The organism is uncultured Parabacteroides sp. (genome assembly GCF_905196875.1).
Taxonomy (GTDB): domain Bacteria; phylum Bacteroidota; class Bacteroidia; order Bacteroidales; family Tannerellaceae; genus Parabacteroides.
On the sequence record NZ_CAJJWO010000021.1, the window covers coordinates 23,058 to 47,642 of the forward strand.

Sequence of the window (24,585 nt, forward strand, 5' to 3'; positions counted from 1 at the left end):
CGGACCGTTTTGTATATTATCCGCTGTTTTTTTACGGTCTTTTATACCCTGTGTATTAAATTTGTGAATTGTACTTCTAATTCTTTTTCATTGTATAGTCTGTAATCCCTAAAGCCTCGTAGGCTTGAAGCAATGCCTCGTCGTTGTCGGAGATCATCAACAGTTTATCGCCCTCCATCAGAACCGTATTTCCTTTGGGGATAAAATAACGCCCGTCGCGCATCACCATTACAGCCAGCGTATGGTCAGGCAGGGTAAGTTCCATCAGCTTGTTGCCATGGGTCAACACTTCCGGTGTTATATCGATCTCGCTCATGGCACTCTTTATACCTTCCGGCAGTTCAATACCGAATACATCCTTGCGCTCGGGTTCATCGATCAATCCCAGCCACTTGGCGGCCTGTGTAACAGTCGTCCCCTGGATAAGGAGAGAAAGGATGGTAATAAAAAAGACTACATTAAAGATCAATCCGGCATGTTCTATCCCAGCAATCATCGGATAAGTAGCGAAGATGATCGGCACGGCCCCGCGAAGCCCTACCCACGAAATATACAATTTTCCTTTTGTCGTAAAATTCTTATAAGGGATCAGGCAAAGGAATACGCTGATCGGACGAGCGAAAAGGATCATAAAGATACCGACTGTCAGCCCGATCGGAGCAACCGGCAACAGTTCGTGAGGGTTAACGAGCAATCCCAACGTAAGGAACATCACGATCTGCCATAACCAGGCAAAACCGTCGAAGAACGTACCAATACTCTTTTTATGAACAATCTTGGCATTTCCAACCACCAACCCTGCAATATAAACGGCCAGGTAACCATTTCCCTTGCACAGCGTAGTTGCTGCGAAGGTGAAAAAAGCGGTGGCCAACAATAAGATCGGATACAACGACTCGTTGTCGATATCGATCTTGTTGATGATAAGTACGGCTAATTTACCCAACAGGAAACCGGCTATAGCGCCGACCGACAACTGGATAATCAGCGATAGAACCGCATCACCCAGGTCCATCCCGGCTGTTTGTATATAGGCGATCAACAGCAAAGTAAGCATATATGCCATCGGGTCGTTACTACCACTTTCCAACTCCAGCGTGGGACGCAAACGTTGTTTCAGATAAACGCCCTTACTCCGGAGAATAGAGAATACGGACGCCGAGTCGGTAGACGACATAACAGCCGCCATCAATAACGATTCGGGAAAGGTCAGGGTTTCATACCCCACAACAAGCTTCGATACATAATAAATGAAACCTCCTGTGATAAACGTAGTAGCCAACACTCCGATCGTGGCCAGGATGACCCCTTGCGACGCAATTGGCTTAATCTCGGATATCTTCGTGTCCATACCACCTGAAAACAGGATGATACTCAACGCCAGCATACCGATAAACTGTGCAATATTCGGGTTACTGAACTGGATTCCCAGCCCGTCACTACCAAACAACATACCGACTCCCAGAAAGAGCAACAAAGCGGGAAGTCCGAAGCGATAACCTGCCTTACCGGCGAAAATACTAAAAAATAAAATGACGGAAGCAATCAACAAGATTCCCTCCGCATTATGAAGAATCTCTAAATCATGGAACATAAGCGGAAACGGTTTACTCTAATTATCCTTCAAAATAACAAAAAAAAGCTGAAACGACAATGGAATGAATGCCGAAATATCTGGCTCATATACTGACTAATAAATATATTACGTATATTTGTCGAGATAAAATTAACACTATGCATAAAACACATTTATTCGCACTATTGTTCATGCTTCTGATAGGGACAGCATGTAACAAACAACAGCACTTCATCTCTGACAATGCATTCAGGGCGGAAGTAGAAAAAGATTTCCAAGCCAAACAGGCAGCTTTGCCTGACGGAGATCTGTTCGCAGTTTTCAATCAGGAAATGACACCGCAGGAGAAGGAAGCACTTACCTTCCTGTATGCCTACATGCCGATCGGTGACATCACCGACTATGACGGAAAACTCTATCTGGATAATATCCGCAGTTCTTTCCAGGCCAAACAGGAAATGCCGTGGGGCGACAGCATCCCGGAAGACATCTTCCGCCATTTTGTCCTGCCGATCCGTGTGAACAACGAGAACCTGGACGAAAGCCGCATGGTCTTTTTCGACGAACTGAAAGACCGTGTAAAAGAAATGTCCCTCTACGACGCCGTGTTGGAAGTAAACCACTGGTGTCACGAAAAAGTAATTTATACCCCTTCCGACGCTCGTACCAGCTCGCCGCTGGCTTCTGTAAAGACAGCTTACGGACGTTGTGGTGAAGAGTCGACCTTTACGGTTGCCGCACTTCGCTCGGTCGGTATCCCTGCCCGCCAGGTATACACTCCGCGCTGGGCACACACCGACGATAACCATGCCTGGGTAGAAGCCTGGGTGAACGGCAAATGGTATTTCCTGGGTGCCTGCGAACCGGAACCGATCCTGAACCTGGGATGGTTTAACGGCCCGGCATACCGCGGTATGCTGATGCACACCAAAGTATTCGGAAAATACAACGGCCCCGAAGAGGTAATGTTGGAAACAGACGGTTACACGGAAATTAACGTGATCGATAACTATGCCCCGACAGGCAAAGCTATCGTAACGATTGTGGATGCAGACGGCAAACCTGTTCCCAACGCCGATGTAGAATTCAAAATCTATAACTACGCCGAGTTCTACACCGTTGCCAATAAGAAAACCGATGCCGAAGGAAAGACCTTCCTGACTGCCGGTAAAGGCGATATGTTCGTTTGGGCTACCAAAGACGGTAAGTTCGGTTTCGATAAAGTATCGTTCGGCAAAGGTGACGTGACTATTAAGCTCGACAAGAAACCGGGTGACGCTATTGAAGCAATCGCTTTGGATGTTATTCCTCCGGTAGAAGGTTCTATCCCTGCCGAAGTAACTCCCGAACAGAAAGAAGCCAATGCCGCACGCCTGTTGGAAGAAGATGCTATCCGTAACAAATATGTAGCAACCTTCTATACCGAAGAAAAAGCAGAGGCACTGGCAAAAGAACTGGGTATCGATCCGCTGAAGACTTCCGACTTTATGATCGGTAGCCGTGGCAACTGGATGGAGATCGAAAAGTTCCTGCGCGAAACTCCGGCCGACAAACGTCCGGTAGCGATGGCACTCCTGGATGTAATTTCCGCCAAAGACCTTCGCGACACACCGGCTTCTGTCCTGGCAGATCATCTGAACAACACCGAATTGGTCAATTCCGACCAATTCAACCGATATGTACTTAATCCGCGTGTTGCCAACGAATACCTTTCACCCTACCGTAGCTTTTTCATTGCCAACGTAGATGCTGAACTGGCAAAACAGGCCAAAGAAGATCCGATGGCTTTGGTCGATTGGGTGAAGAAAAACATCACGATCAAGAACGAACTCAACTCGCAACGCATCCCTGTCATGCCGATGGGTGTGTTTAAATCACGTGTTGCCGATACAGGATCACGCGACATCTTCTTTATCGCCGTAGCCCGCAGCCTGGGTATCCCGGCCCGTATCGAACCGGTAGCCCGCAAGGTTCAATTTATGAAAGATGGCAACTGGATGGACGTAGACTTCGAAGCTGCTGTTCAGACCACAGCAAAGCAAGGAAAGGTAACGGCCACTTATGCCCCGATCAAAGCATTGCAGGATCCGAAATATTACAGCCATTTCACTATTGCCAAGATACTTCCGGATGCTAAATTGCAGACATTGAACTTCCGCAGTGCAAGTACCGATATGGGCGTAGGAACTACCTGGAGTAGCTTGTTGAAGAAACCGCAGCCTATCGACGAAGGTAACTATATGATGGTGACCGGAACCCGTATGGCTAACGGTAGCGTACTGGCCGAAGTATCTTTCTTCAACGTAGAGCCGGACAAGACAACGGATATCAAACTTGAAATGCGTGAGAACCTGGAAGAAGTACAGGTAATCGGTAATTTCAACTCTGAAAATAAATTCAAACGTGCCGACAACGGTGAAGAAACCAGCGTACTGGCTACAACCGGACGTGGTTACTTCGTAGTAGCTATCCTCGGAGCCCGCCAGGAACCGACCAACCACGCTATGCGCGACATCGCCGCTGTTAAGAAAGACCTTGAAGAATGGGGACGCAGCATGGTTCTACTTTTCCCGGATGAAAAAGGTTACAACAGTTTCGATCCGAAAGAGTTCGGCGACCTGCCTAACACAATTACATACGGTATCGACGCAGACAACCATATCCAGAAAGAGATCGCATCAGCCATGAAGCTACAGAATGCCAGCCAGCTGCCGATCTTTATCATCGCCGACACTTTCAACCGTGTGGTATTCGTATCCCAGGGATACACCATCGGCCTGGGTGAACAGTTGATGAAGGTGATACATAAGTTGTAAGATATTTACTGTATAAATAATCAGCCCCGGCTGTCGGTATGTTTCAAGCTACCGGTAGCCGGGGTTTTTATTTGGCATATCAACTATGCTCCATACCGACAATTCGATATCGCTGCTCCTATAAAAAGGTTTTGCCATAGTAGTGGCAGAGTCTTGCCATGCCTTTGGCAGACTTTTGCCACTACTATGGCAAGACTCTGCCAAGCGTATGGCAAAACATTGCGTTTTAAATGACAGAAGATTGCCATTACGTATCCATACGTTCACGTAAACGTACTATATCGACATCACTCCCCGTACTCTTTTATCTTCTCTTCACAAATCCGCTTCGTTATATCCCTAAGTAATTCTACTTTGGGGATAAGTGCATCGATATCCTCTTTAGTCACCACAAAATGAGGATTATACCGGGCATCCACATATGCGGCTTTTAAAAGCTTAAAAAGCCGTTTCTCTTCAGGAGTGTTCTGAGGGAACACAGTGCTCAGATCATCGGAATAACGTCTGGTAGTAGAAGACAACTTGGATAGATTATGTTGCTTGTTATTTCTCAACGCAAATGTCAATCGAATAGCGTAGTAATAATTTTCACAGGCTTGGTGAAGATAAAAAGATGCCATTTGATACCTTTCTCTTTCTTTATTTGTTATAGCATCATCAAAAAAGAAATTCCCTTTTTCAAACTTCTCACCAAAATATTCCTGTGCTTGTCTCTTTATTTCATCAAAATTGAGCTTTCTCCTACGGGATAATTTATATTTTCCACTATTATAAAGTATAACTCCTTCCTGCTTTATTTGTGTATGGAAATAGCGTCCCTCTTCAATGAACTTATTAAGTTGTGCAATATCATCGTTAATAAACTCAACGGGAGTATCACGGTCAAAATCTTTCCCGACAAAAAAGATATCTTCTACGTTATCCAGTATGGTTTCCGCTTTTTTACTGTTTATTCCGCTTGTTATCACATAAATGTCATAATCGGAGATTTTAACGGTAGGAATGCCGCCGTCTTCAATCCTCACGCTACGACGCACATAATTGCCTCTCGCATAGCTTCCATACAGAATAATAAACTCCGTCTGAGGTAAGCGACGAAGTATCTCCGCAACAAGAAAATTCAGTTCTTCCTGTTTGTCTTTGGGCAGATAAGCGATCGAGTCTTTCATATATGCTTGATTATAACAACCAGCACAAAACAAAAAATCCCTCTGAACTTAATCAGAAGGATTTTGCATTTTGTGCGGCTGAAGGGACTCGAACCCCCACGCCGTGAAGCACCAGATCCTAAGTCTGGCGTGGCTACCAATTACACCACAGCCGCATTTGGATTGCGGTGCAAAGGTAATCCTTTTTTATTAATTTGCAAGCTTTTCAAAAGAGATTTTATTTTTATCTGCTCCGAAACGCTTTCATAAGCTATTTGTCAAAAAGTTTCATCTGCCCCGTTATCTCATCTATTATATCCGAATTGCTCTGATCTGAATCTTCGTCATCATCCTCCGGGTCGATATCAATACCTTCCCCGGCCGGTTGTTCCGATGAAGCGAACCGGATCGGCTCCAACTCATTGACAGTTTCAACCTCAAAAGTCGAGATTCGTTTTCCCTTGGCCTTGAAACCTTTTACGCCGATAAATTCTTCTGCATCGAGCACCATCGCTTCACGGAAACTGTCATGCCCACCGAATATGATTTCAATACGAGGATACATTTCGTCGGTAAGCAACAACAGACGGCTCTTGGGGTTTTCTCCCAGGAAATTCTGCTTACGGCTGCCGGCTTCAAGCTGGAAGCGTTTGAGGTAAGGATATTTCTGGTCGGCATCATATAAAGCAGCCGTCCAGACCTTATTGGAGTCGAATTTCTCAATGATCTGTATATTATCTTCATAGTGATTGCTAAGATCGAAGTTGGTCGTATAGAAATCACCGTTACGCAAAACCACCAAGATCATATCGTCGCTCTGGAATTCACCCAGCTCATCGCCACGTCCGTCATAATTCAGGCGCAATACATCCCAGTCGAACCAAACCTGACGCCCTCCGAGGGTCGAACTACCCTTCTGTTTCAGGCTGATCTTATGCACATCGGCTTTCGTCAGGATATTTCCCATCGAACCACGTCCCTTGATGGCGATCTCACTGAAATCTTTCTCAAAGACGAGCAACTTCTGACGGGGTTTCGGTTTCAGTATTACTTTAACCGTTTCTGCTTCACCATTCGGATTGGCGCTGAAATAGAGGACGCGTGATCCTTCCGTCCCCTTCGTTACGTCATATTCCTTATCGCGCGTCACTCCTGTTACCGCAAAACGCTTGATAAAGTTATAACCGACTTTTCCATCCCGGTAAATAACATTATAGATCGTACGGTTATCGTTGCGCTTAAATACATTCAGGTACAATACGTCTTTACCGACAAACATTTTATCGCAGACTTTCACGATCTTATAAGTTCCGTTACGGTAGAACAAGATGATATCGTCGATATCCGAACAGTTACAAACATATTCATCCTTTTTCAAGCTCATGCCGATAAAGCCTTCGGCACGATTGATATATAGTTTTTCGTTTGCTTCCACCACTTTGGTCGCTTCGATCGTGTCGAAGTTACGCACTTCGGTCATACGCGGATGATCCTTACCGTATTTTTCCTTCAACATAACAAACCAGTTGATAGTGTACTCTACGATATTGTCCAGATGATGATTGATCCGTTCAATCTCTTCCCGTATCTGAGCGATCAGGGCGTTACTTTTTTCCGAGTTGAATTTGAGGATACGTCCCATCTTGATCTCCATCAGTTTCAGGATATCTTCGCGGGTCACTTCACGGATAAAGTCTGGCTTAAACGGAGTCAGGCGCAGGTCGATATGAGCGATCGCTTCGTCCATATCTTTCGCATTTTCAAATTCCTTATCTTTATAGATACGTTCTTCGATGAATATCTTCTCGAGAGAGGCGAAAAACAACGTTTCTTCCTGTTCCGATTTATGGATCTCCAATTCGGTACGCAGCAGATGCAACGTATCATCCGTTGAATGGCGCAACACATCACTGACTGTGAGGAAGTGAGGCTTGTTATCCATAATCACACAACAGTTCGGCGAAATACTGATCTCACAATCCGTGAAGGCATACAAGGCATCGATCGTCTTATCCGACGAAACGCCCGGAGCGAGGTGCACCAAAATCTCTACGCCTCTCGCTGTATTATCGTCTACTTTCTTAATCTTGATCTTTCCTTTGTCATTCGCTTTCAGGATCGACTCGATCAGGGAAGAGGTTGTTCTCCCATAAGGAATTTCGCTGATAACTAATGTTTTGTTATCCAGCTTTGTTATCTTAGCACGAACTTTTACGGAGCCACCGCGTTCGCCATCGTTGTATTTCGTTACATCGATGAAACCGCCTGTCTGGAAATCAGGATACAAAGTAAAATCGTCTCCCTTCAGATAGGAAACAGATGCATCGATCAATTCATTGAAATTATGTGGCAGGATCTTGGATGAAAGGCCGACAGCGATACCCTCCACACCCTGCGCCAACAGCAAGGGGAATTTTACAGGGAGAGTGACCGGTTCTTTGTTACGCCCGTCGTAAGAAAGCTGCCAGGTAGTCGTCTTGGGGTTGAATACTGTTTCAAGAGCAAACTTAGAAAGACGTGCTTCGATATAACGGGGAGCTGCTGCACCGTCGCCGGTCAGTATGTTACCCCAGTTTCCCTGACAGTCGACCAACAAATCTTTCTGTCCCAACTGTACCAGGGCGTCGCCGATAGAGGCATCGCCATGAGGGTGAAACTGCATGGTATGACCGACAATGTTGGCCACCTTATTATACCGACCGTCGTCCAGACGCTTCATAGAGTGAAGGATACGACGCTGCACCGGCTTCAATCCGTCGTTGATATGCGGCACGGCACGTTCCAGGATTACATACGATGCATAATCCAAAAACCAATCCTGATACATCCCTGAGAGATGATAGGATACGCGACCTTCCCCTTTTCCGGGTATTTTATATTCCGAATGTGTAGTAGCATCAGACTGCTCATTGGGTTGAGAATCTGTATTTGTTTGCTCTATTTCCTCGTTTTCGTTTTCCTCTGTGAAATCTTCAATATCCTCTGGTTTCATAAACTTATATGGTGCTCTTTCTTCTTTTTCAGCCTCTGACCGGAAAACTATTTCCAGCGTGTAAATATACGAAATATTAGCGAGATAATAAAAATCCACAATTGTTTCAGCGAGATATCTGATTTCTCCCTATATTTGCCCCTTCAAAATTACATTCATGCTCACACTCGATAAGATCTATCAGGCGTCTTTTGCCCTGAAAACGGTTATCCGTCGCACAGACTTGATTAGTGCGCCCAATATCAATCCGGAGTCACATATCTATCTGAAACCGGAGAACTTACAAATCACAGGATCATTTAAAGTCCGTGGTGCCTGCTTCAAAATCTCACAACTTACGGAAGAAGAGAAAGCAAAAGGTGTCGTTGCCTGTTCTGCCGGCAACCATGCCCAGGGAGTAGCATTGGCAGCAACCACTCATGGCATCAAATCTCTTATCTGTTTGCCGGATAATGCTCCGATCTCTAAAATAGAAGCTACCAAATGGTATGGAGCAGATGTCTGCTTGGTAGAAGGCGTGTACGACGACGCTTACCAGAAAGCCTTAAAATTACGAGATGAAAAGGGATATACCTTTGTTCATCCTTTCGACGATGAAGATGTCATTGCCGGACAGGGTACAATAGGACTGGAACTATTGGAACAATTGCCCGATCTGGATGCCGTAATCGTTCCGATCGGTGGCGGCGGACTGATCTCCGGGGTTGCTTTTGCCATCAAGCATTTAAATCCGAATGTAAAAATATATGGCGTACAGGCCAGTGGTGCCCCGAGCATGCTGAACTCGATCGAACATAACAAGATTGAACGTATGGGATTCGTTCGTACCATCGCCGACGGTATTGCCGTAAAAGAGCCGGGCGAACATACCTTCGAGTACTGCCGTAAGTATGTGGATGAAATTGTTACCGTTAACGATGACGAGATATCGACAGCGATTCTTGCCCTGATAGAGCAACACAAGCTGATCGCCGAAGGAGCAGGAGCCGTTGCCGTTGCTGCTGCCATGTTCAACAAAGTTCCCATAAAAGGCAAGAAGGTGATCTGCCTGGTATCGGGTGGCAATATCGACGTAACGATCCTTTCACGTGTGATCGGACGCGGTTTACAGAAATCAGGCCGTTCATACACGATGACGATCGAACTGGTGGATAAGCCCGGACAGTTGCAACATGTATCCGAAATTATTGCTCATACCGGAGCCAATGTCGTATCCGTCCACCATGAGAGGGTCAGCCATACAGCCGATATCAACGGTTGTTATCTGCGTCTGGAAATGGAGACGCGTAATCAGGAACATATCGACCAGATACAGTATGCGCTGACGGCGGCCGGGTATAAGATTATACCAGGGTAACCAGTATTCCCTCGAGCTTGCCTGTGAAAAAAAATAACACAATAGTGTCGGTAAGGCTGACACTATTGTGCTAACAATCCTGACACTACTGTGATGAATTCTCTAATACTACTGTGTCACTTGCGCTTCCTTGCCCATCTCAATGATAATCTTTCCGCCTTTTAATACCTCTTCCTGCGGAATCCGGAAACCCTTGACCGGTTTCCCGTTCAAGGTAACCGATTGAATGTATTTATTATCCTTAGATGCATTCGGTGCTTCTATCACAAAAGTTTCCCCACGGTTATACTTTCCATCTAAACGGATCGTTATTTTCGGATAACGCGGAGAAGCCAATTCATAGAACGGTTTCTCCGAACAACCACCTTCCATCTGGAACAAACCGATGGCACTCATCACAAACCAGCTGCTCATCTGTCCCAGATCCTCATCCCCCGGATAGGCATCATAAGGGGTAGTTCCATAATACTGTTCCTGTATAGCCCGTATCCATTTCTGTGTCAGATGCGGAGCACCGGCCCAGTTAAACAGATAGGCCACTTCCATAGAAGTTTCGTTTCCATGATTGATAGGGAAAGCGGAAAAGTTGTCGCCTGCCGCATTGAAATTAGCATGCGCCGACTGCTCCATTGCTTTATCCAAACGGCTTATAAAACGTTCTTTACCGACCATACCGATCAATTTATCCGGATTATGGGGAACGAACCAGGAATAATTAAATGCATTCCCTTCGGTAAATCCGGGTGTATGATACGGATCGAAAGGCTCTACCCAATTGCCGTGTTCGTCTTTGGGACGTATAAAGCCGGAGTTCGGGTCAAACAAATTAGACCAATTGTTCGAACGTTCATCAAACAATTTAAAATCATCGCTCTTTCCCAATACTTTAGCCATCTGTCCCAGACACCAGTCGTCGTAAGCATACTCCATTGTATTGGAAACAGTTCCTTTTCCTGCGGGAATATATCCATACTTCATATAAGGAACGAGGTTCTCAACTCCGACAGTGCCGCCACCCTCATATTTCTGAGGTGGTGTTGTCATCATCTTTCTCAGACCGTCATACGCGATATTCAAGTCGAAGTCACGTATGCCGCTTTGCCAGGCTCCCAATATCTGAGAGATCGGATGCATGGCAACCATCACTCCAGTATGTTCGATTCCGGCAGGGTCTGTATTAAACCAACCGCTATTCTGATAAAGTTGAATGGCCGAACGTGCCCACTGGCTGGATATCTCCGGAGCCATCAGATTGAATAGCTGTTGATTGTTCCAGAATGTATTCCAATATTCACCGCTTACGATACAATCGTCCGGTTTTTCCAATTGTCTGATCCTTTCATCTTCATCCACAAAACGACCGTCCACATCGCTCCAGGTTGCTTTGGCAGCCAATGCACGATAGAGGTTCGTATAGAATTTCTTCTTTTGCAGATAATCATCCGTTTCAATCGCGATTCTTCCCAGGTATTCATCCCAAACAGTACGAGCGTTGTCTACCACTTTCTCAAAATCCCATCCGAAAGGATCAGACAACTCCTGTTTCAGGTTATTGCGTGCTCCTGCCATATCTACCAGAGAGACACCGGAGCGGACCAGAATTTCTTCATTCTCTTTCGTCTTATAATTCAGAAATATACCGACATCGCCTTTCCCTTCTATCATGGATATATTCTGCTTGATCTCCGCAGGGGTTTCAAACTCGTGGTTCCTGTTCCATCCGGGGATATAACCGGTTACCGGCTGAACGCCTTCGTTCACCCATCCGCCCATCGAGTCGAAAGGCTTGCTGAACTGGAGAACGAAATACAATGTATAACTCTGCTCCAGCGTATACCCGGTAAATGCATTATAATAAGTGGCATAACCTTCTATTTCCGTATCGCTTACTTTCGTTACACGGGCATTGACCAGATTATGCGGATACTCATTGGGCGTAAACATATCGATCAGGATACGCGTGTCTTCCCTGGCGGGGAAAACATATCGCTGCAAAGCAGCACGGCGGGTTGCCGTTATGTCTGCTTGTATCTTCGTATCCGTCATATAAACGGAATATTTTCCTATTTCTGCTTTTTCCGATGATTTGTCGATCCGGGAACGATAGCCTTCATCCGGAAAGTCTTCCCTGCCGGGATTGACTTTCAGTTCGCCGCAGGTCGGTTGCATCAGAAAGCCGGTCATCGTCCAGTCGCTGAAATGGTTGAAGCCCATAATATTCTCAATAGTATATTCGTATCCCGCCTTCCATATCTCGTCCTGGTTATCGGGAGCAATCTGCACCATGCTTAAAGGCAGGCTCGGCCCTGGCTTAAACATCCAACGGGAATTACCCGTACCCATCAACAAATCCACATCATCCGAATAAGTATGGAGAGGCTGCGGGCTACGAATCACTTCACATTTATAAATGACCTCTTTGCCATCCCGGATGGTGAATTGCAGCTTTTCCTGTTTATTTTTTGCCTGTGCGGCCGGTATTAATATCTCCTGAATACTTTCCCCTACTTCGATCGTTCGTGATACGGGAGTACATCCTTCTACCGTGAAAGTCAGCTTTTGGGGTGCATCAAACTGGTTCATATCTACCAGAATTGGCTGCATACGTTCTCCGTTCTCTTTCTGATATTCAAAAGGTGCAGCTTTTACGGAACGTATCAACGAAGAAGACGCTTTTCCAAGTTGAACGGCAGCCGGTGTCTCCAACCGGATACAATCGAAAATAGCCCATGTTCCTTTAATAGTTCCCAACTGAATCTTATTCATACCGGAAGTAAGCCATGAAGCCGGAAATTGTAAATGTATCTCTTTCGCTTTTCCTGTCCCTTTATTTTCCAGGAACTCCTCAGCATTCTCCCCGTTCAGTTCTTCTTCGAACCGATGACCGTTTACCTCGACCCGTATTTTAATCGGTTTACTGTTATGTGCCCCAGTAAAAAAGAAAGTAAGAGAACATTCCCCTTTCCCGGCAGCTTTATCCAGATTAAAATAGATAGAGGGGAAATGCCTGGGATGGAATCCGGCCCAGTATCCGCCACCAGCCCAATCATCCAAGGGTCCAGGCAAAACATACGGCCAATGTTTTTCAGGAGTAGAGTATCCTACATAAAAAGATTTCTCTCCCCCGAAGTTCGCCAGAAAACTTTTGTAATTATCCGGATAGAGGGCAAACTCCGCAGCGGAGTTATCCTGCTTGCCTATTTCGAAAAGGACTTTGTCGGCAGCAAACAAGTTTGATAAACAAAAAAGAGAAATAAAAAACAAGTATATTCTTCTCATGATATTCATTTTGACTAGTTAATAAGAATAGTACAAATATACACCTGCTTTTCAAGGAGATAATTATACTATATATTTATTTTATTGAACAAAATTCTTTTTACCAGACACTTACATCAATGGTCGATACACAATGGAATGTTCATAAAAATGTTCTTTTTCAAAAACAGATGAAGATTAATCTATCTTCTCTATTGTAAATTGATAAGTTAACGATCCCTCATTCCACATACGGAAATTTGTATTCCAAAGATTATTACTCAGATTAAAATGAATACCACCCTTTTTGTCGGGATAGTCCAATGAGTAGTTTATACCTCTCGCCTCACCTACATTAACTAGGAAAGCGGCTTCACTCCATATGCGGATAGTTCCGGATGAAGTCACCAAATCCACATAACGGTCGATACCGTGCTGCTGACGATTCCCTTTTTCTACCATATCGAACAGGTCGACACGCTCACCGACTTTCTCCGCAACGATCGAAAGAATATCATCCGTATTAAAAGACAACCAATACGCTTCCGGCAGGCGGACGGCAGGTTTACCTTTTATTGTCAAAGTGACTTCCGCTTCCTTCCCATTTTTATATTCCAACACATCCACATACATCTTTTCAGGATATACCCGCCGGTCGACTTCCGGACGCTCCGGGAAAACGAGTTCACTCACTGTCCGTATTCCTTTCTTCTCTTTACGAATCTCCTGCTTGATGGTCTGTGCGGGGAGAGACACACTTACGGCTTTCGATTTATCCAGCCCCGGCTTACCGATATCGGCTAAAGCCCATCCGTAATGAGCGCGTAAGTAGTCACCCAGATAATGCTGATAGTCAGCAGCATCATACATTTGGTACGATAACCCTTCTATCTTCAAAATATCATTTTTCAATACAGCTGCTTGCCAAGGTGTCGAAGCCACCGATTTGGATTTTTCCGTAAATGAAGGAACAACCGGCTGATCGATCTCTTTCATTTTAGCCAACGCCTCTACCTGCAAATTCTGAGGCAGGTATCGAATCGCATTATAAATATAATCGTCCAATTCTTTCCACGAGGCTTCCGCTTTCCGGAAAGGAGCGGTAGAACGAGCCGGAAAGAAGAGGTCGGTATCGTATTTGTCCCAATTACGAAGATGTGTTTTCACATCAACACCCTGTGTATGTTCTGCTATCAATCCCAACTCCAAAGCAAAATCGAGTGCGGCATCGCTATTCTTATCTATCTTCTTTTCACGCAACCACTGGGAATAGAGTTCAGACAACGCCCTGAATTTTGCCATTCGCTTCGGAGCACTTCCATAACCGTAAATCCAAGTATCACCTATTTCAGATGTTATTACCGGCAACTGATCCTGCATCGCAATCAACTCTTTCGCTATTTCATTGAAAGAAGAGGCTATCAGACAGGCCTTCGGATAACGCTTATGCAAATCGTCGTAAATCTCCTTCACTTTTTCATAGGTGTGAGGTCCGTGATTATCTCCGGTAAAATTAATCGAAATCACTGCTTTACCTCCCGGAAGTATATTCTCCGAGCCATAATCCTGCTGATAGACCAGAATCAGTTCACTGCCATCCGTATCTCTCCAACGACAAAATTCAGGTACAGCAGGAATAGGGCAAGCCGGATTCACGCCTATATGCAGAAAACGAATCCCAGCACGGCTCATCGGAGCCACGATACTGCGTGTATGCCCCGGAACATCCGTCATCTTAGCAGCAATCGTTTTCTTTCCGTATTTCTCATCCAGCTTATGTGACAAAAGCAGACAAGTCTCAAACAAATCCCGGTTCATGGATTCCGACTCAACGGTATAGGGTACTGAGTTCCAAACAATATCCCCTCTCCGAATAGCCGCTTCCAGGCGTTCTATTTCTTTGGGAGATGCCGTATGGAGATATTTCCAGATCAACCATGCTCCCGTTGTCCAGACATATTTTTCACTTGCATTCTCTGCACGTAACTTTTCCGACACATCCAATGCCTTCGGTATAAATTCCGTTATATAACGCTGGGTTACCACAGAACTCAAATCTGTAAAACCGACATCCAGGTGCGTCTTAAAAACAACATACACTTTCTCGACAGATGTATTTATTTCTTGCCCTTTGAGCTGAACTATCCCTAAAGATATAATTAAGAGAGAAATTAGAATTCGTTTCATGTGTAAATGATAATTATGTTCATAAAAAACAGCATACAGAAACTATGAATAAATAGCAGAATATATTTTCTGAGATCTATCGATGTACCCTGTATGCTGTTCCGATTCTTACAATCAATCTCTAAAATACCAATTCATAATTAGTATCCGGGATTCTGCTTGATTTTCCCCTGAGATTCATCTATAATATTCTGTGGAATAGGGAATAACACCATATGCGGTTGGGCAGTCGTATATCCTTCCTCATGAGCCGTAGAAATAAACTTATCATGACGGATCAAATCCCTACGGCGATGCCCTTCGCAGAATAACTCCCTGGCTCTTTCATCCAACACAAAATCACGGAATGCATCTTTACTTGCTGTTGCAACCGCCGGAATTGAATTAGGTAAACCTACACGGGCACGAATCTGTTCCACGTAAGAGACAGCTTCCGCAGTAGGACCATTTTGTTCATTGATCGCCTCAGCCAATTCCAATAATACATCCGAATAACGATAAACGACCACATCATTGCCGGAATATTCGGTTGTCTGTTTCGGATCTTCAGGATATTTTATCGGCAGTGCCCCTTTCTTCAGATGTTCATAATTTTCACGAGTCGCTAACACAGGTTCAGTAGCCCCTTCAGGCACATATTCGAACTCTCCGACTAAAGAATTCAGACGATCGTCTCCTTTTTCATAATATTTATCATAGAAACGCCACGGCGTATTATGAACGTACCAACGTTGTATCTTATTATTTTTCAAAGGATATCCCGGAGGAGCAATATGAGTTAACCACATATTACCTTCTCCTCCTTCTGCCAAACAAGGTATAGCCCATATAATCTCATTATTCTTAGCATTTTCAACAGAGAATACAGAAGAATAACTCGGCTGCAAATCATAACCTAATTTCAATATCTCCCGACAAATGGCTTCAGCATCCTGCCAACGTTTTTCCTGCATATAGAGCTTCACCAATATAGCATACGCGGCACCTTTAGTAAAACGCCCCCAATCACTCGATGCATAGGTAGACGGCAATACGGCTGCTGCACTTTTCAGGTCACTTTCAATCAGTTTGACAAACTCTTCTTTAGGCATACGCTCCAATACCACTTCTTTTTCCGGGTCTCGTAATATACCCGGATCGGTTACTACACCGGCTGTGCCATAAAAGTCATACAACATAAACATATATAAACCGCGTGCACATTGCACTTCTGCAATTAGTTCTTGCTTGCGAGTTTCGTTCATCGGGGTAAGTCCCAAATCATCCATCAGAAGGGTGGCTCTACTAACATGCTTAATGAAGTTAGTATAATGCTTCGTTACATTACTTTCCGTAGAAGTCCATAAAAAACGTTCAACAACCTCCAGGTCATTTCTGGTTAACCCCATATCGTCTGAACACAAATTGGATTCCATAAAATAGCTAGCCACATGAGCAGAAAATATACTTCCGCCCCAACCCGCAACAAACGGATGATAGATTGCTGTCACAGCCGCACGGGCATCATCTTCATTCTTAAAATAGTTCTCCGGAATAATCTTATCATTAATGACAGGATCTAAATCCAAACAAGATGTCAGCCCTAAAGAACAAACAGCTAACAATGATATTACATTTTTTAAAATAAGTCTTTTCATACTCTGCAATTATTAGAAAGTTATATCTACTCCAAAAGAAACTGTCAATTGAGTCGGATAAGCAGCCATGCTATCCATTTCAGGGTCAACACCACTATATTTCGTGATTACGAACGGATTTTGAACATCTCCATAAACACGCAGGCTCTGTATAACCTTATCCAGGTTCTTGATCTTAGGCAATGTATACCCTAATGTAATATTTTTACAACGCAGGAAGTTTGCATTCTCTAACCAGAAATCAGAACTTCTGTCGTACGGATTCATAATACTGTTCGGGTATTTACCGGTAGGATTATCATGTGCCCAACGGTTCTTTACATCTACAGCCATATTGACGCCGTTCTTCAGAAACCAGGAACGCTTCAAATACCAGTCATAAGCCGGATTTTCCAACTGTCTGCCGAAGTAACCATAGAAGAATACATTCAAATCGAATCCTTTATAAGTGAATGTATTACCAAAACCGAGATAAAATTTAGACGTTTTCGTTCCCAGATAAATAATATCCGCATCATCCAGTTTTCCATCAGGACCTTCTATTAGATTTCCATCCTCATCCCGACCATTCAAATCTTTATACTTGATCATACCCGGTTTTGCATTCGGCATATGGGCGAGTTTACATGTTCCATCCGGATTCATATCTTCAGGTTGAATCAATCCGTCCGAGATATACAGATAATAAGGATCCAACATATCTTTCTCATGTTCATAAATAGCCTTCTTCCATTGTGGGTTTCTTTCCAGCCACTTATCACGATATAAAGAGAATACGAAATCGGTAGACCAGGTAAACTCACCGATCAGATTGCGAGTATTAATTCCCAATTCAAAACCCTTACTACCTTTCGCGCCGATATTGGCCATTACCTTACTGATCGGATTATATTGCATGAGGACCTTTTCATCCAACAAATCAGATATACGACGGGTAAAGAATTCCATGGAACCGGAAATCCTGTTCTGGAAAAATCCAAAATCAAGACCGATATTCAATTCCGTAGTTGTTTCCCATTTCAGGTTCGGATTTGCCAGCTGGCTTTGTGCAACACCGATAGACTGCTGGTCACCGAAATTATAATGATTATCTTTCGTTGCATAAAGAGCTAAAGCGTTATTTCCAATATTCGAGTTACCAGTCTGTCCCAGGCTGACACGCCATTTCAAATCGGAAACAATTTGTTGTTCAGACATAAATTGTTCATTGATCATACGCCATGCTAAAGCAACTGAAGGGAAATATCCCCATTTATGATTTTCCGCAAATTTAGAAGACGCATCACCACGCATAGTAGCGGAAACCAGATAACGATCATCATAATTATAATTCAAACGAGCAAAAACAGAGCCTAACACCTCTTCAGTACCATAGGAACCGACAGACGGTTTAGAGTTTTCGCCGGCTGCCAGATTATTCCACTTAAAAGCATCCGTAATAAAGCGGCTGTTGCCTGCATTAAAACCATTTGAAACAAAATGTTGATAAGAATATCCAGCCATTGCCGAGAAATTATGCTTCTCATTAAATGTCTTTGCGTAGGATGCTGTCAGATCGAATAATTTACTTGAACGATTCGAAAAAGATTTAGAAGCTTCACCACCCGCTTTCTGTCCATATAATGTTGTTTTAGGCACGTATGTATTACGTTCACCTTTTTCCTGCTGGAAACCGGCATTCATTTTCAGATCCAATCCTTCGAACGGAGTAAGAATCAGATAGAAGTTCCCTAATAATTGGTTAACCGTACTTTCATCAGTCATATCCAACAGAGAGACTGCATTTGCCAGATAAGGCTGATCCGGATCCAATGTATAGTTACCCTCTTCATCATAAATAGGAAGGGATGGATTGGCATTCATTGCAGCCCTGATAACTCCGGCATTCTCGTTCTGTCCATCACCCAATGCCACATTATCACTCTTTACCTGACTGACATTAAAGTTAATACCTGTTTTAATATACTTTCCTAATTTCTGATCAAAATTTGCACGACCGGAATAACGTTGAACGCCATTATTCTTAACCACACCCTGATGATCATAATAGTTTCCGGAAATATAATAAGAGGTCTTATCCGTACCTCCGGTCAGAGATAAATTATGCTGTGTGATAACACCATTTCTTTCTACAGCTCCCAGCCAATCCGTTGTTTGTGCATTCGCAATCTGGTCTTGCGAATATTTAGATTCGAAAGGTGCTATAGTCGACGGATCCGTACTTCCATAAGGAGCTATCTTATTATCAGATAAATAATCTTCATAAAGAACCCGATTTGTTTCCGTCATGAAATCCCGGGCATTAAGCATATCCATTTGTTTTACTTTTTTCTGGAAAGAGACTGATCCGGAATACTGCACTTTCGGTTTTTCACCCTCTTTGCCACGTTTAGTGGTGATCAATACGACACCATTGGCAGCCCTGGCCCCATAGATGGCAGTAGCAGAAGCATCCTTCAGGATTTCAATAGAAGCAATATCTGCGGGGTTCAGATTATTCAAAGGCGATTTTTTGCCGGAATTATATCTGTTACCGCTTTCCGGTTCCATGTTATCTGTGGAAATAGGGAACCCGTCAATTACATAAAGAGGACCGCTATTTCCTGCACCTCCGGAGGCGTTGCCACGAATCTGCATCCAAACACCACCACCGGGTTGTGCACTTTGAAGAGAAACCTGCATACCGGCAGCTTTTCCCGTTAACATCTGTCCCAAAGACATATTTCCTGCCTGAGGCAAATCTTCAGCTTTTACCTGTGTGATCGCACCGGTCAAGTTACTTTTCTTTACCGTACCATAACCGATAACGACAACTTCTTCCAGGCTTTTACTGTCTTCTTTCAATATTACATTGACAACCGCCTTATCCTTAACCGCTATTTCCTGGGTCAAGTAACCAATATATGAAATTTGAAGAACTGAATTTGCCGATGCTTCCAATGAAAAATTACCATCCAGATCAGTGGTCGTTCCGACAGACATTCCCTTGATAAGGATATTGGCACCGATAATTGGTTCTCCCTTTGAATCTACAATCACACCTGATACCTTCTTTCCCTTTTGAGGTTCAACCTTGCCAACAGAATTAGTCACTTTCCGTAAAGAGATGTAATTGTTGGCAAATTCATAAGTAATCCCAAGACTCTCTAAGGTATTATCTAAAATTTCAGAGATTGGTTTGTTCTTTGCATTTACTTTTACTACCTGGCTTAAATCAATATCATTTTCACCATAGATAAATAAATAATTTGTCTGCTTTTCTATTTCATTGATTAATTTATCCAATGAAAGCGTCTTCTCACTAATAGTAACCCTTATATTTTGGGAACTGGAAGTCGTTGCATGTGAGCAGAACACAGCTACGAGAACTAAGAAAATGGATAATCTCATAATACGAATAAAATGCTTTATTTCAATATCTTCACATACACTAAAGAATAGCAATAAGTTTTTTTTCATAACTTTGCTTCTAATTTAAAGTTTATACTGTTTTTATCTGAGTGCAAAAAAGAAAGAATAGTTTAACTTGGGGACGGATGGTGGAACATCCGCCCCTTTTACTATTCCTGAGGAATAATTTTTCTTATTTCATAGGCATATACGTGTTTTTAATGGTGAAACATGTTAGTAAATCTCTATCCGGTTATCATTCTCATGCATTTTGAATTTGAATTTATGTACACCTTGAAGAGCTTTCAGTATATATTGTATTTCATCACTCTGACGGAACTTTCCTGAAACTTTACGATCCAGATTTGTCGCCCGGGCTAATTCAAATTCAACGTTATACCATAAGGATAGATAATTCAATATCTCAGAGAACGGAACTCCCGTAAACCTGAATATTCCATTTTTAAGGAATTCTTCGTTGTCGAAAATATGCGGTATTTTAACAAGGCTATTATTCTCTAGATAAGCTTTTTCATTGGGTTTGAGAATCAATCCGTCATCCTGATTATCCTTGTTATATACATGTACCGAACCTTCTACCAAATCCGTTTCAAAACGGGGAGACTTAGAATAAGAAAATACATTAAACTTAGTTCCCAACACTTTCACATTATATTTCTGTGTTTTAACAATAAATGGTCTTTTAGGATCTTTGCTGACAGAAAAATAACCTTCTCCATCTAATTCTATAGTACGGTTATCCTCATTAAACCTATTCGGAACATTCATTTTTGTCCGAGGACTAAGCCATACATTTGTCCCGTCCGCCAATGTCATATGAACACGCTGACCGGCCGGTACGTCTATTTGTGTATAAGAAGACTGATCATTTCCTGAATCATACGTTGTAATGAACCACGTTCCAATAACGGCCAGAAGAATAACTGATGCATATTTCAACGTACTAAAAATGAGCCTCCGGTATCTCTTCTTATTTACTTGTCCATATAATTCATTCATTTTTAGGGAACTCCATTCTTCATCACCGTTTTGAGACGTCATAGACGACAAAGCAGTCAGGATCTGTAACCGGGCATATTCCTGCCTGTTGTCCTCATTGGCATTAATCCGGTCAAAGAGTTCGTCTTTTTCGGTTACAGATGTTTCGCCTGTCAGATATTTATATAGTTGTTCTTCCATAAAAATGAGCTGTTTTAAAGTATAACGAAATAATTCAAAAACACCCCTAGAAGAAAATTGAAAAAAATGAGTCCGGGAAGAAAAATATTAAATAACAAATATAAATAAGGGCAGATAATCCTTCAATTCAACTTTCAGTTTCTTGATAGCAGTTGTCATTTGATTCTCGACCGTCTTCGCAGAGATATTCAGTCTCTCAGCAATTTCCCTGTTTTTCAATCCTTCCATCCGGCTAAGGATAAATACCTCCCGGCATTTTTCCGGCAGAGAATTAATTGCTTTATTCAGTATGATTTCTATATCTTCATTCGAAAGTGCATTTTCATCGAATTGCTGCAAAGCGTATATTTTAAGTTCTACCTCTTTATCAAAAACGGTTTTAAACTCTTCTCGTCTGATTTCGAGACGTTTCTGTTGTCTCAACTGATCAATACACTTATTTTTTACGAGGGTGAACAGAAAAGCATTTAAGTTTGTCAGCGTATTCAATAGTTCCTGACGTTCCCATAGATAAATAAATATATCCTGTATTATATTTTCCGCATCTTCCGTAGATAACACGAACTCACGGGCAAAACGTACCAGTTTGGGAAAGTATATGGAATATACTCTTGAAAAGTCCAACTTATTATTATTTTGCATACGTACATTCATACATCCATCTGAAGATATCCCGATAATACTGGCAAAAATATAGAATTATTCTATCATTAATCTATTTTAGCGTATTATTTTAAAAAAACAAAAACAGATATTGTATTTTATGAAAAATAGTATGCAATACTAAAAAGCAGACTGAATAAACAAGAATCCCTTTATCTTTGTTTCATTGAAAAACATTTACATTTCAAGACGTGAAAATATTAATAGTATGCACAGGCAATAGTTGCCGCAGCCAGATGGCACAAGGCTGGTTACAATCTTTCGACAAGAATCTGATTGTTCGTTCAGCCGGAACAGAACCGGCAGAAGAAATAAATCCGCTGGCAATTAAGACAATGAAGTCGTCAGGGATCGATATTAGTCATCAAACACCCCAATCGATTAATGAATATCTGAACGAACCCTGGGACTATGTCATTACCGTTTGCGGCGAAGCAAACGAGAACTGCCCGGTCTTTAAAGGAAAAGTAAGACACCGCATGCATATTGGTTTTTATGATCCTTCAAAAGCTAAAGGGACTCCCGAATTCATAGAAAGCGAATTCCGCCGGATATGCAATCAGATCAAGACAAAAATGTATGATTTCTATTCCGACGAAATACTTAATGGCGACAACGGCCCTACTTGCACCTGCGGGGCAAACAGGTTTTGCAGATGTAACTAATAGAACAAAAGTGTTTCACCATACTGAAACTGTTGTTTCACTTAGGAGAAACACTTGTTTCACTACTATGAAACTGTTTCCACTAAGCATTCGGAAATTATTATTATTTGTTTGCCGAACAACATATTTGACATTAATAAATGAGGGTGTACGAAAGCTATGAAAAACTCTCAATACACCCTCATTCAGAGATATTATCCGGAAATAGAAGTTCAATTATACATTATAATACTCTTCCCATCCTTTACGTGGCGGTTGTCCGCTCAACATTTGATTGGCAAAGTCATCGTTCACGATCTCTTTGGTCGTGCGGTCTAGAACCAGCTTACGGTTCAGGCGCTGTGCCAATACACCCAGACAGAATACCTGACTTAACGGACCGGCAATAGAAAATGGAGAGCGGGTCTTTTCCTTACCCTGGCAAGCCAGCAGGAAGTTTTCATAATGATTAGACGGGCTCTTTTCGTACTCAGGCAACTTCGGATTCATGTCCTTTGCTATCTGATCAGGAATAACCGACAGTGTACTACCATGAGAACCGCCTTTAAAAGTCAGTGTCTTTGAATATATTTCCTTACCCGGATTCAGTTTCATCAATTGCAGTTTACCACCGGCTACAGTCGGGATATTCGGATCGACATCCGACGAACCGAAGTTCTCAGGAACAGGAGGAATATTATCCAAACCGTCGTACCAGGTAACATCTATTCCCGGCATATTTCCTCTTTCCGGGAACCGGAACAGAATAGTTGACGACATCGGGTAGAAGAACGGATTATGATCTTTCAAATACAGCGGATTGATTTCTGTAGGCAATCCCATATCCAGAAATTCGTGTGCCGTATCCAGAATATGTGCTCCCCAGTCACCCAATGCTCCCATACCGAAATCATACCAACAACGCCATTGTCCCATGTGATAATCATGGTTATAATCATGATGTTGCACTACGCCCAACCAGGTATCCCAATCCAGTGTTTCAGGAACCGGTTCACCCATCGGCATGTGCTTGATATTTGGATTCCATCCGTGCCAGCGACGCGGAGAGTTCATGTGAGCTGTTATAGCTGTCACATCTTTAATAAGTCCGGCTTCTTTCCAGGCTTTAAACTGGAAATAGTTGGCTTCAGAGTGTCCCTGGTTACCCATTTGAGTGACTACACCATATTTCTTTTCAGCTCGCATCATCACTTCTATCTCTTGAAAAGTACGAGCCATCGGTTTCTCTACATATACATGCTTACCGTGAGCCATCGCTTCGATCGTGATCGGGAAATGAGCATGATCAGGAACTCCAACCGTCACAGCGTCGATCTTATCAGCCATCTGGTCGAACATCTTACGGAAATCCTGAAAACGAGGAACTTTCGGGAACATAGATATAAGTTCCTGCGTATGCTTGGCTCCCATATCCACATCGCAAAGAGCAACTACATTACATAAACCTGTTTTATACAACTCCTTGGCAATCTCACCTCCCCGGTTACCAATTCCAATAAACGCAATATTTACTTTTTCGTTAGGACTAACGAAAGGTACGCCAGGAAAGGCATTAGCCTTTGAAGGTATCCAAAACGACGGGATCGCCGTAGCTGCAGAAAGAGCCAATGCCCGCTTCAGAAACGAGCGGCGTGAAATGTCTTCTGATCTCATGGTATTTTATATTAGATAAATTAAGTCTGTTTGCGCAAACATC

13 protein-coding genes and 1 tRNA gene are annotated in these 24,585 nt (G+C 43.0%); 3 read left to right on the forward strand and 11 right to left on the reverse strand.

The window, feature by feature from the left end; all coding sequences use genetic code 11:
• Window positions 1-76: 76 nt before the first annotated feature.
• Complete coding sequence (locus QZ076_RS09395; protein ID WP_293712750.1) at window positions 77-1,594, reverse strand: potassium/proton antiporter; 1,518 nt, start codon at window positions 1,592-1,594, stop codon at window positions 77-79.
• A 140-nt stretch (window positions 1,595-1,734) separates the two neighbouring features.
• Between QZ076_RS09395 and QZ076_RS09400 the strand changes: the two genes are divergently transcribed.
• A complete protein-coding gene (locus QZ076_RS09400) occupies window positions 1,735-4,392 on the forward strand; it encodes a transglutaminase-like domain-containing protein (RefSeq protein ID WP_293712752.1) in 2,658 nt (885 codons plus the stop codon).
• Window positions 4,393-4,679: 287 nt separating this feature from the next.
• Here the strand turns inward: QZ076_RS09400 and QZ076_RS09405 are convergent, their stop codons facing one another.
• The 3 genes from QZ076_RS09405 to QZ076_RS09415 form a co-directional block, all read right to left on the reverse strand.
• Window positions 4,680-5,561 carry a HEPN domain-containing protein gene (locus QZ076_RS09405; RefSeq protein ID WP_293712754.1) on the reverse strand — a complete coding sequence of 294 codons (882 nt, stop codon included), beginning with the start codon at window positions 5,559-5,561 and terminating at the stop codon, window positions 4,680-4,682.
• A 73-nt stretch (window positions 5,562-5,634) separates the two neighbouring features.
• Window positions 5,635-5,716 (reverse strand) — tRNA-Leu (locus tag QZ076_RS09410).
• 95 nt (window positions 5,717-5,811) lie between these two features.
• Window positions 5,812-8,532, reverse strand: a complete 2,721-nt coding sequence (locus QZ076_RS09415; protein ID WP_293712756.1) for a DNA gyrase/topoisomerase IV subunit A — start codon at window positions 8,530-8,532, stop codon at window positions 5,812-5,814.
• Between the two features lie 157 nt (window positions 8,533-8,689).
• Between QZ076_RS09415 and ilvA the strand changes: the two genes are divergently transcribed.
• On the forward strand, window positions 8,690-9,889 hold the full coding sequence (gene ilvA / locus QZ076_RS09420) for a threonine ammonia-lyase (protein WP_293712758.1): 1,200 nt from the start codon (window positions 8,690-8,692) through the stop codon (window positions 9,887-9,889).
• 108 nt (window positions 9,890-9,997) lie between these two features.
• Here the strand turns inward: ilvA and QZ076_RS09425 are convergent, their stop codons facing one another.
• From QZ076_RS09425 to QZ076_RS09450, 6 genes are all read right to left on the reverse strand, one after another.
• The gene (locus tag QZ076_RS09425) at window positions 9,998-13,168 is read right to left on the reverse strand and encodes a GH92 family glycosyl hydrolase (protein WP_293712760.1); all 3,171 of its coding nucleotides are present in this window, start codon (window positions 13,166-13,168) and stop codon (window positions 9,998-10,000) included.
• 177 nt (window positions 13,169-13,345) lie between these two features.
• A complete protein-coding gene (locus QZ076_RS09430; RefSeq protein ID WP_293712762.1) occupies window positions 13,346-15,334 on the reverse strand; it encodes a DUF5054 domain-containing protein in 1,989 nt (662 codons plus the stop codon).
• Window positions 15,335-15,474: 140 nt separating this feature from the next.
• Window positions 15,475-16,971: a RagB/SusD family nutrient uptake outer membrane protein gene (locus tag QZ076_RS09435; RefSeq protein WP_293712764.1), complete on the reverse strand. Its 1,497-nt coding sequence runs from the start codon at window positions 16,969-16,971 to the stop codon at window positions 15,475-15,477.
• Between the two features lie 12 nt (window positions 16,972-16,983).
• Window positions 16,984-20,430, reverse strand: coding sequence for a TonB-dependent receptor (locus QZ076_RS09440; protein ID WP_293712766.1), 3,447 nt, complete (start codon window positions 20,428-20,430; stop codon window positions 16,984-16,986).
• A gap of 165 nt (window positions 20,431-20,595) precedes the next feature.
• The gene (locus QZ076_RS09445) at window positions 20,596-21,561 is read right to left on the reverse strand and encodes a FecR family protein (RefSeq protein ID WP_293712768.1); all 966 of its coding nucleotides are present in this window, start codon (window positions 21,559-21,561) and stop codon (window positions 20,596-20,598) included.
• An 87-nt stretch (window positions 21,562-21,648) separates the two neighbouring features.
• Window positions 21,649-22,203: an RNA polymerase sigma-70 factor gene (locus QZ076_RS09450; protein ID WP_293712769.1), complete on the reverse strand. Its 555-nt coding sequence runs from the start codon at window positions 22,201-22,203 to the stop codon at window positions 21,649-21,651.
• Between the two features lie 212 nt (window positions 22,204-22,415).
• Here QZ076_RS09450 and QZ076_RS09455 point away from each other — a divergent pair, with 212 nt between their 5' ends.
• Complete coding sequence (locus QZ076_RS09455) at window positions 22,416-22,889, forward strand: arsenate reductase ArsC (RefSeq protein WP_293712771.1); 474 nt, start codon at window positions 22,416-22,418, stop codon at window positions 22,887-22,889.
• 216 nt (window positions 22,890-23,105) lie between these two features.
• Here QZ076_RS09455 and QZ076_RS09460 read toward each other — a convergent pair whose 3' ends face one another.
• On the reverse strand, window positions 23,106-24,542 hold the full coding sequence (locus QZ076_RS09460) for a Gfo/Idh/MocA family oxidoreductase (RefSeq protein WP_293712773.1): 1,437 nt from the start codon (window positions 24,540-24,542) through the stop codon (window positions 23,106-23,108).
• Window positions 24,543-24,585 lie beyond the last annotated feature (43 nt).

What these genes read in the sequence shown, in the direction of transcription:
- QZ076_RS09395 (WP_293712750.1), bottom strand. Translation starts at nt 1,594, where the DNA reads ATGTTCCATGATTTAGAGATTCTTCATAATGCGGAGGGAATCTTGTTG.
- QZ076_RS09400 (WP_293712752.1), top strand. Translation starts at nt 1,735, where the DNA reads ATGCATAAAACACATTTATTCGCACTATTGTTCATGCTTCTGATAGGG.
- QZ076_RS09405 (WP_293712754.1), bottom strand. Translation starts at nt 5,561, where the DNA reads ATGAAAGACTCGATCGCTTATCTGCCCAAAGACAAACAGGAAGAACTG.
- QZ076_RS09415 (WP_293712756.1), bottom strand. Translation starts at nt 8,532, where the DNA reads ATGAAACCAGAGGATATTGAAGATTTCACAGAGGAAAACGAAAACGAG.
- ilvA (WP_293712758.1), top strand. Translation starts at nt 8,690, where the DNA reads ATGCTCACACTCGATAAGATCTATCAGGCGTCTTTTGCCCTGAAAACG.
- QZ076_RS09425 (WP_293712760.1), bottom strand. Translation starts at nt 13,168, where the DNA reads ATGAGAAGAATATACTTGTTTTTTATTTCTCTTTTTTGTTTATCAAAC.
- QZ076_RS09430 (WP_293712762.1), bottom strand. Translation starts at nt 15,334, where the DNA reads ATGAAACGAATTCTAATTTCTCTCTTAATTATATCTTTAGGGATAGTT.
- QZ076_RS09435 (WP_293712764.1), bottom strand. Translation starts at nt 16,971, where the DNA reads ATGAAAAGACTTATTTTAAAAAATGTAATATCATTGTTAGCTGTTTGT.
- QZ076_RS09440 (WP_293712766.1), bottom strand. Translation starts at nt 20,430, where the DNA reads ATGAAAAAAAACTTATTGCTATTCTTTAGTGTATGTGAAGATATTGAA.
- QZ076_RS09445 (WP_293712768.1), bottom strand. Translation starts at nt 21,561, where the DNA reads ATGGAAGAACAACTATATAAATATCTGACAGGCGAAACATCTGTAACC.
- QZ076_RS09450 (WP_293712769.1), bottom strand. Translation starts at nt 22,203, where the DNA reads ATGCAAAATAATAATAAGTTGGACTTTTCAAGAGTATATTCCATATAC.
- QZ076_RS09460 (WP_293712773.1), bottom strand. Translation starts at nt 24,542, where the DNA reads ATGAGATCAGAAGACATTTCACGCCGCTCGTTTCTGAAGCGGGCATTG.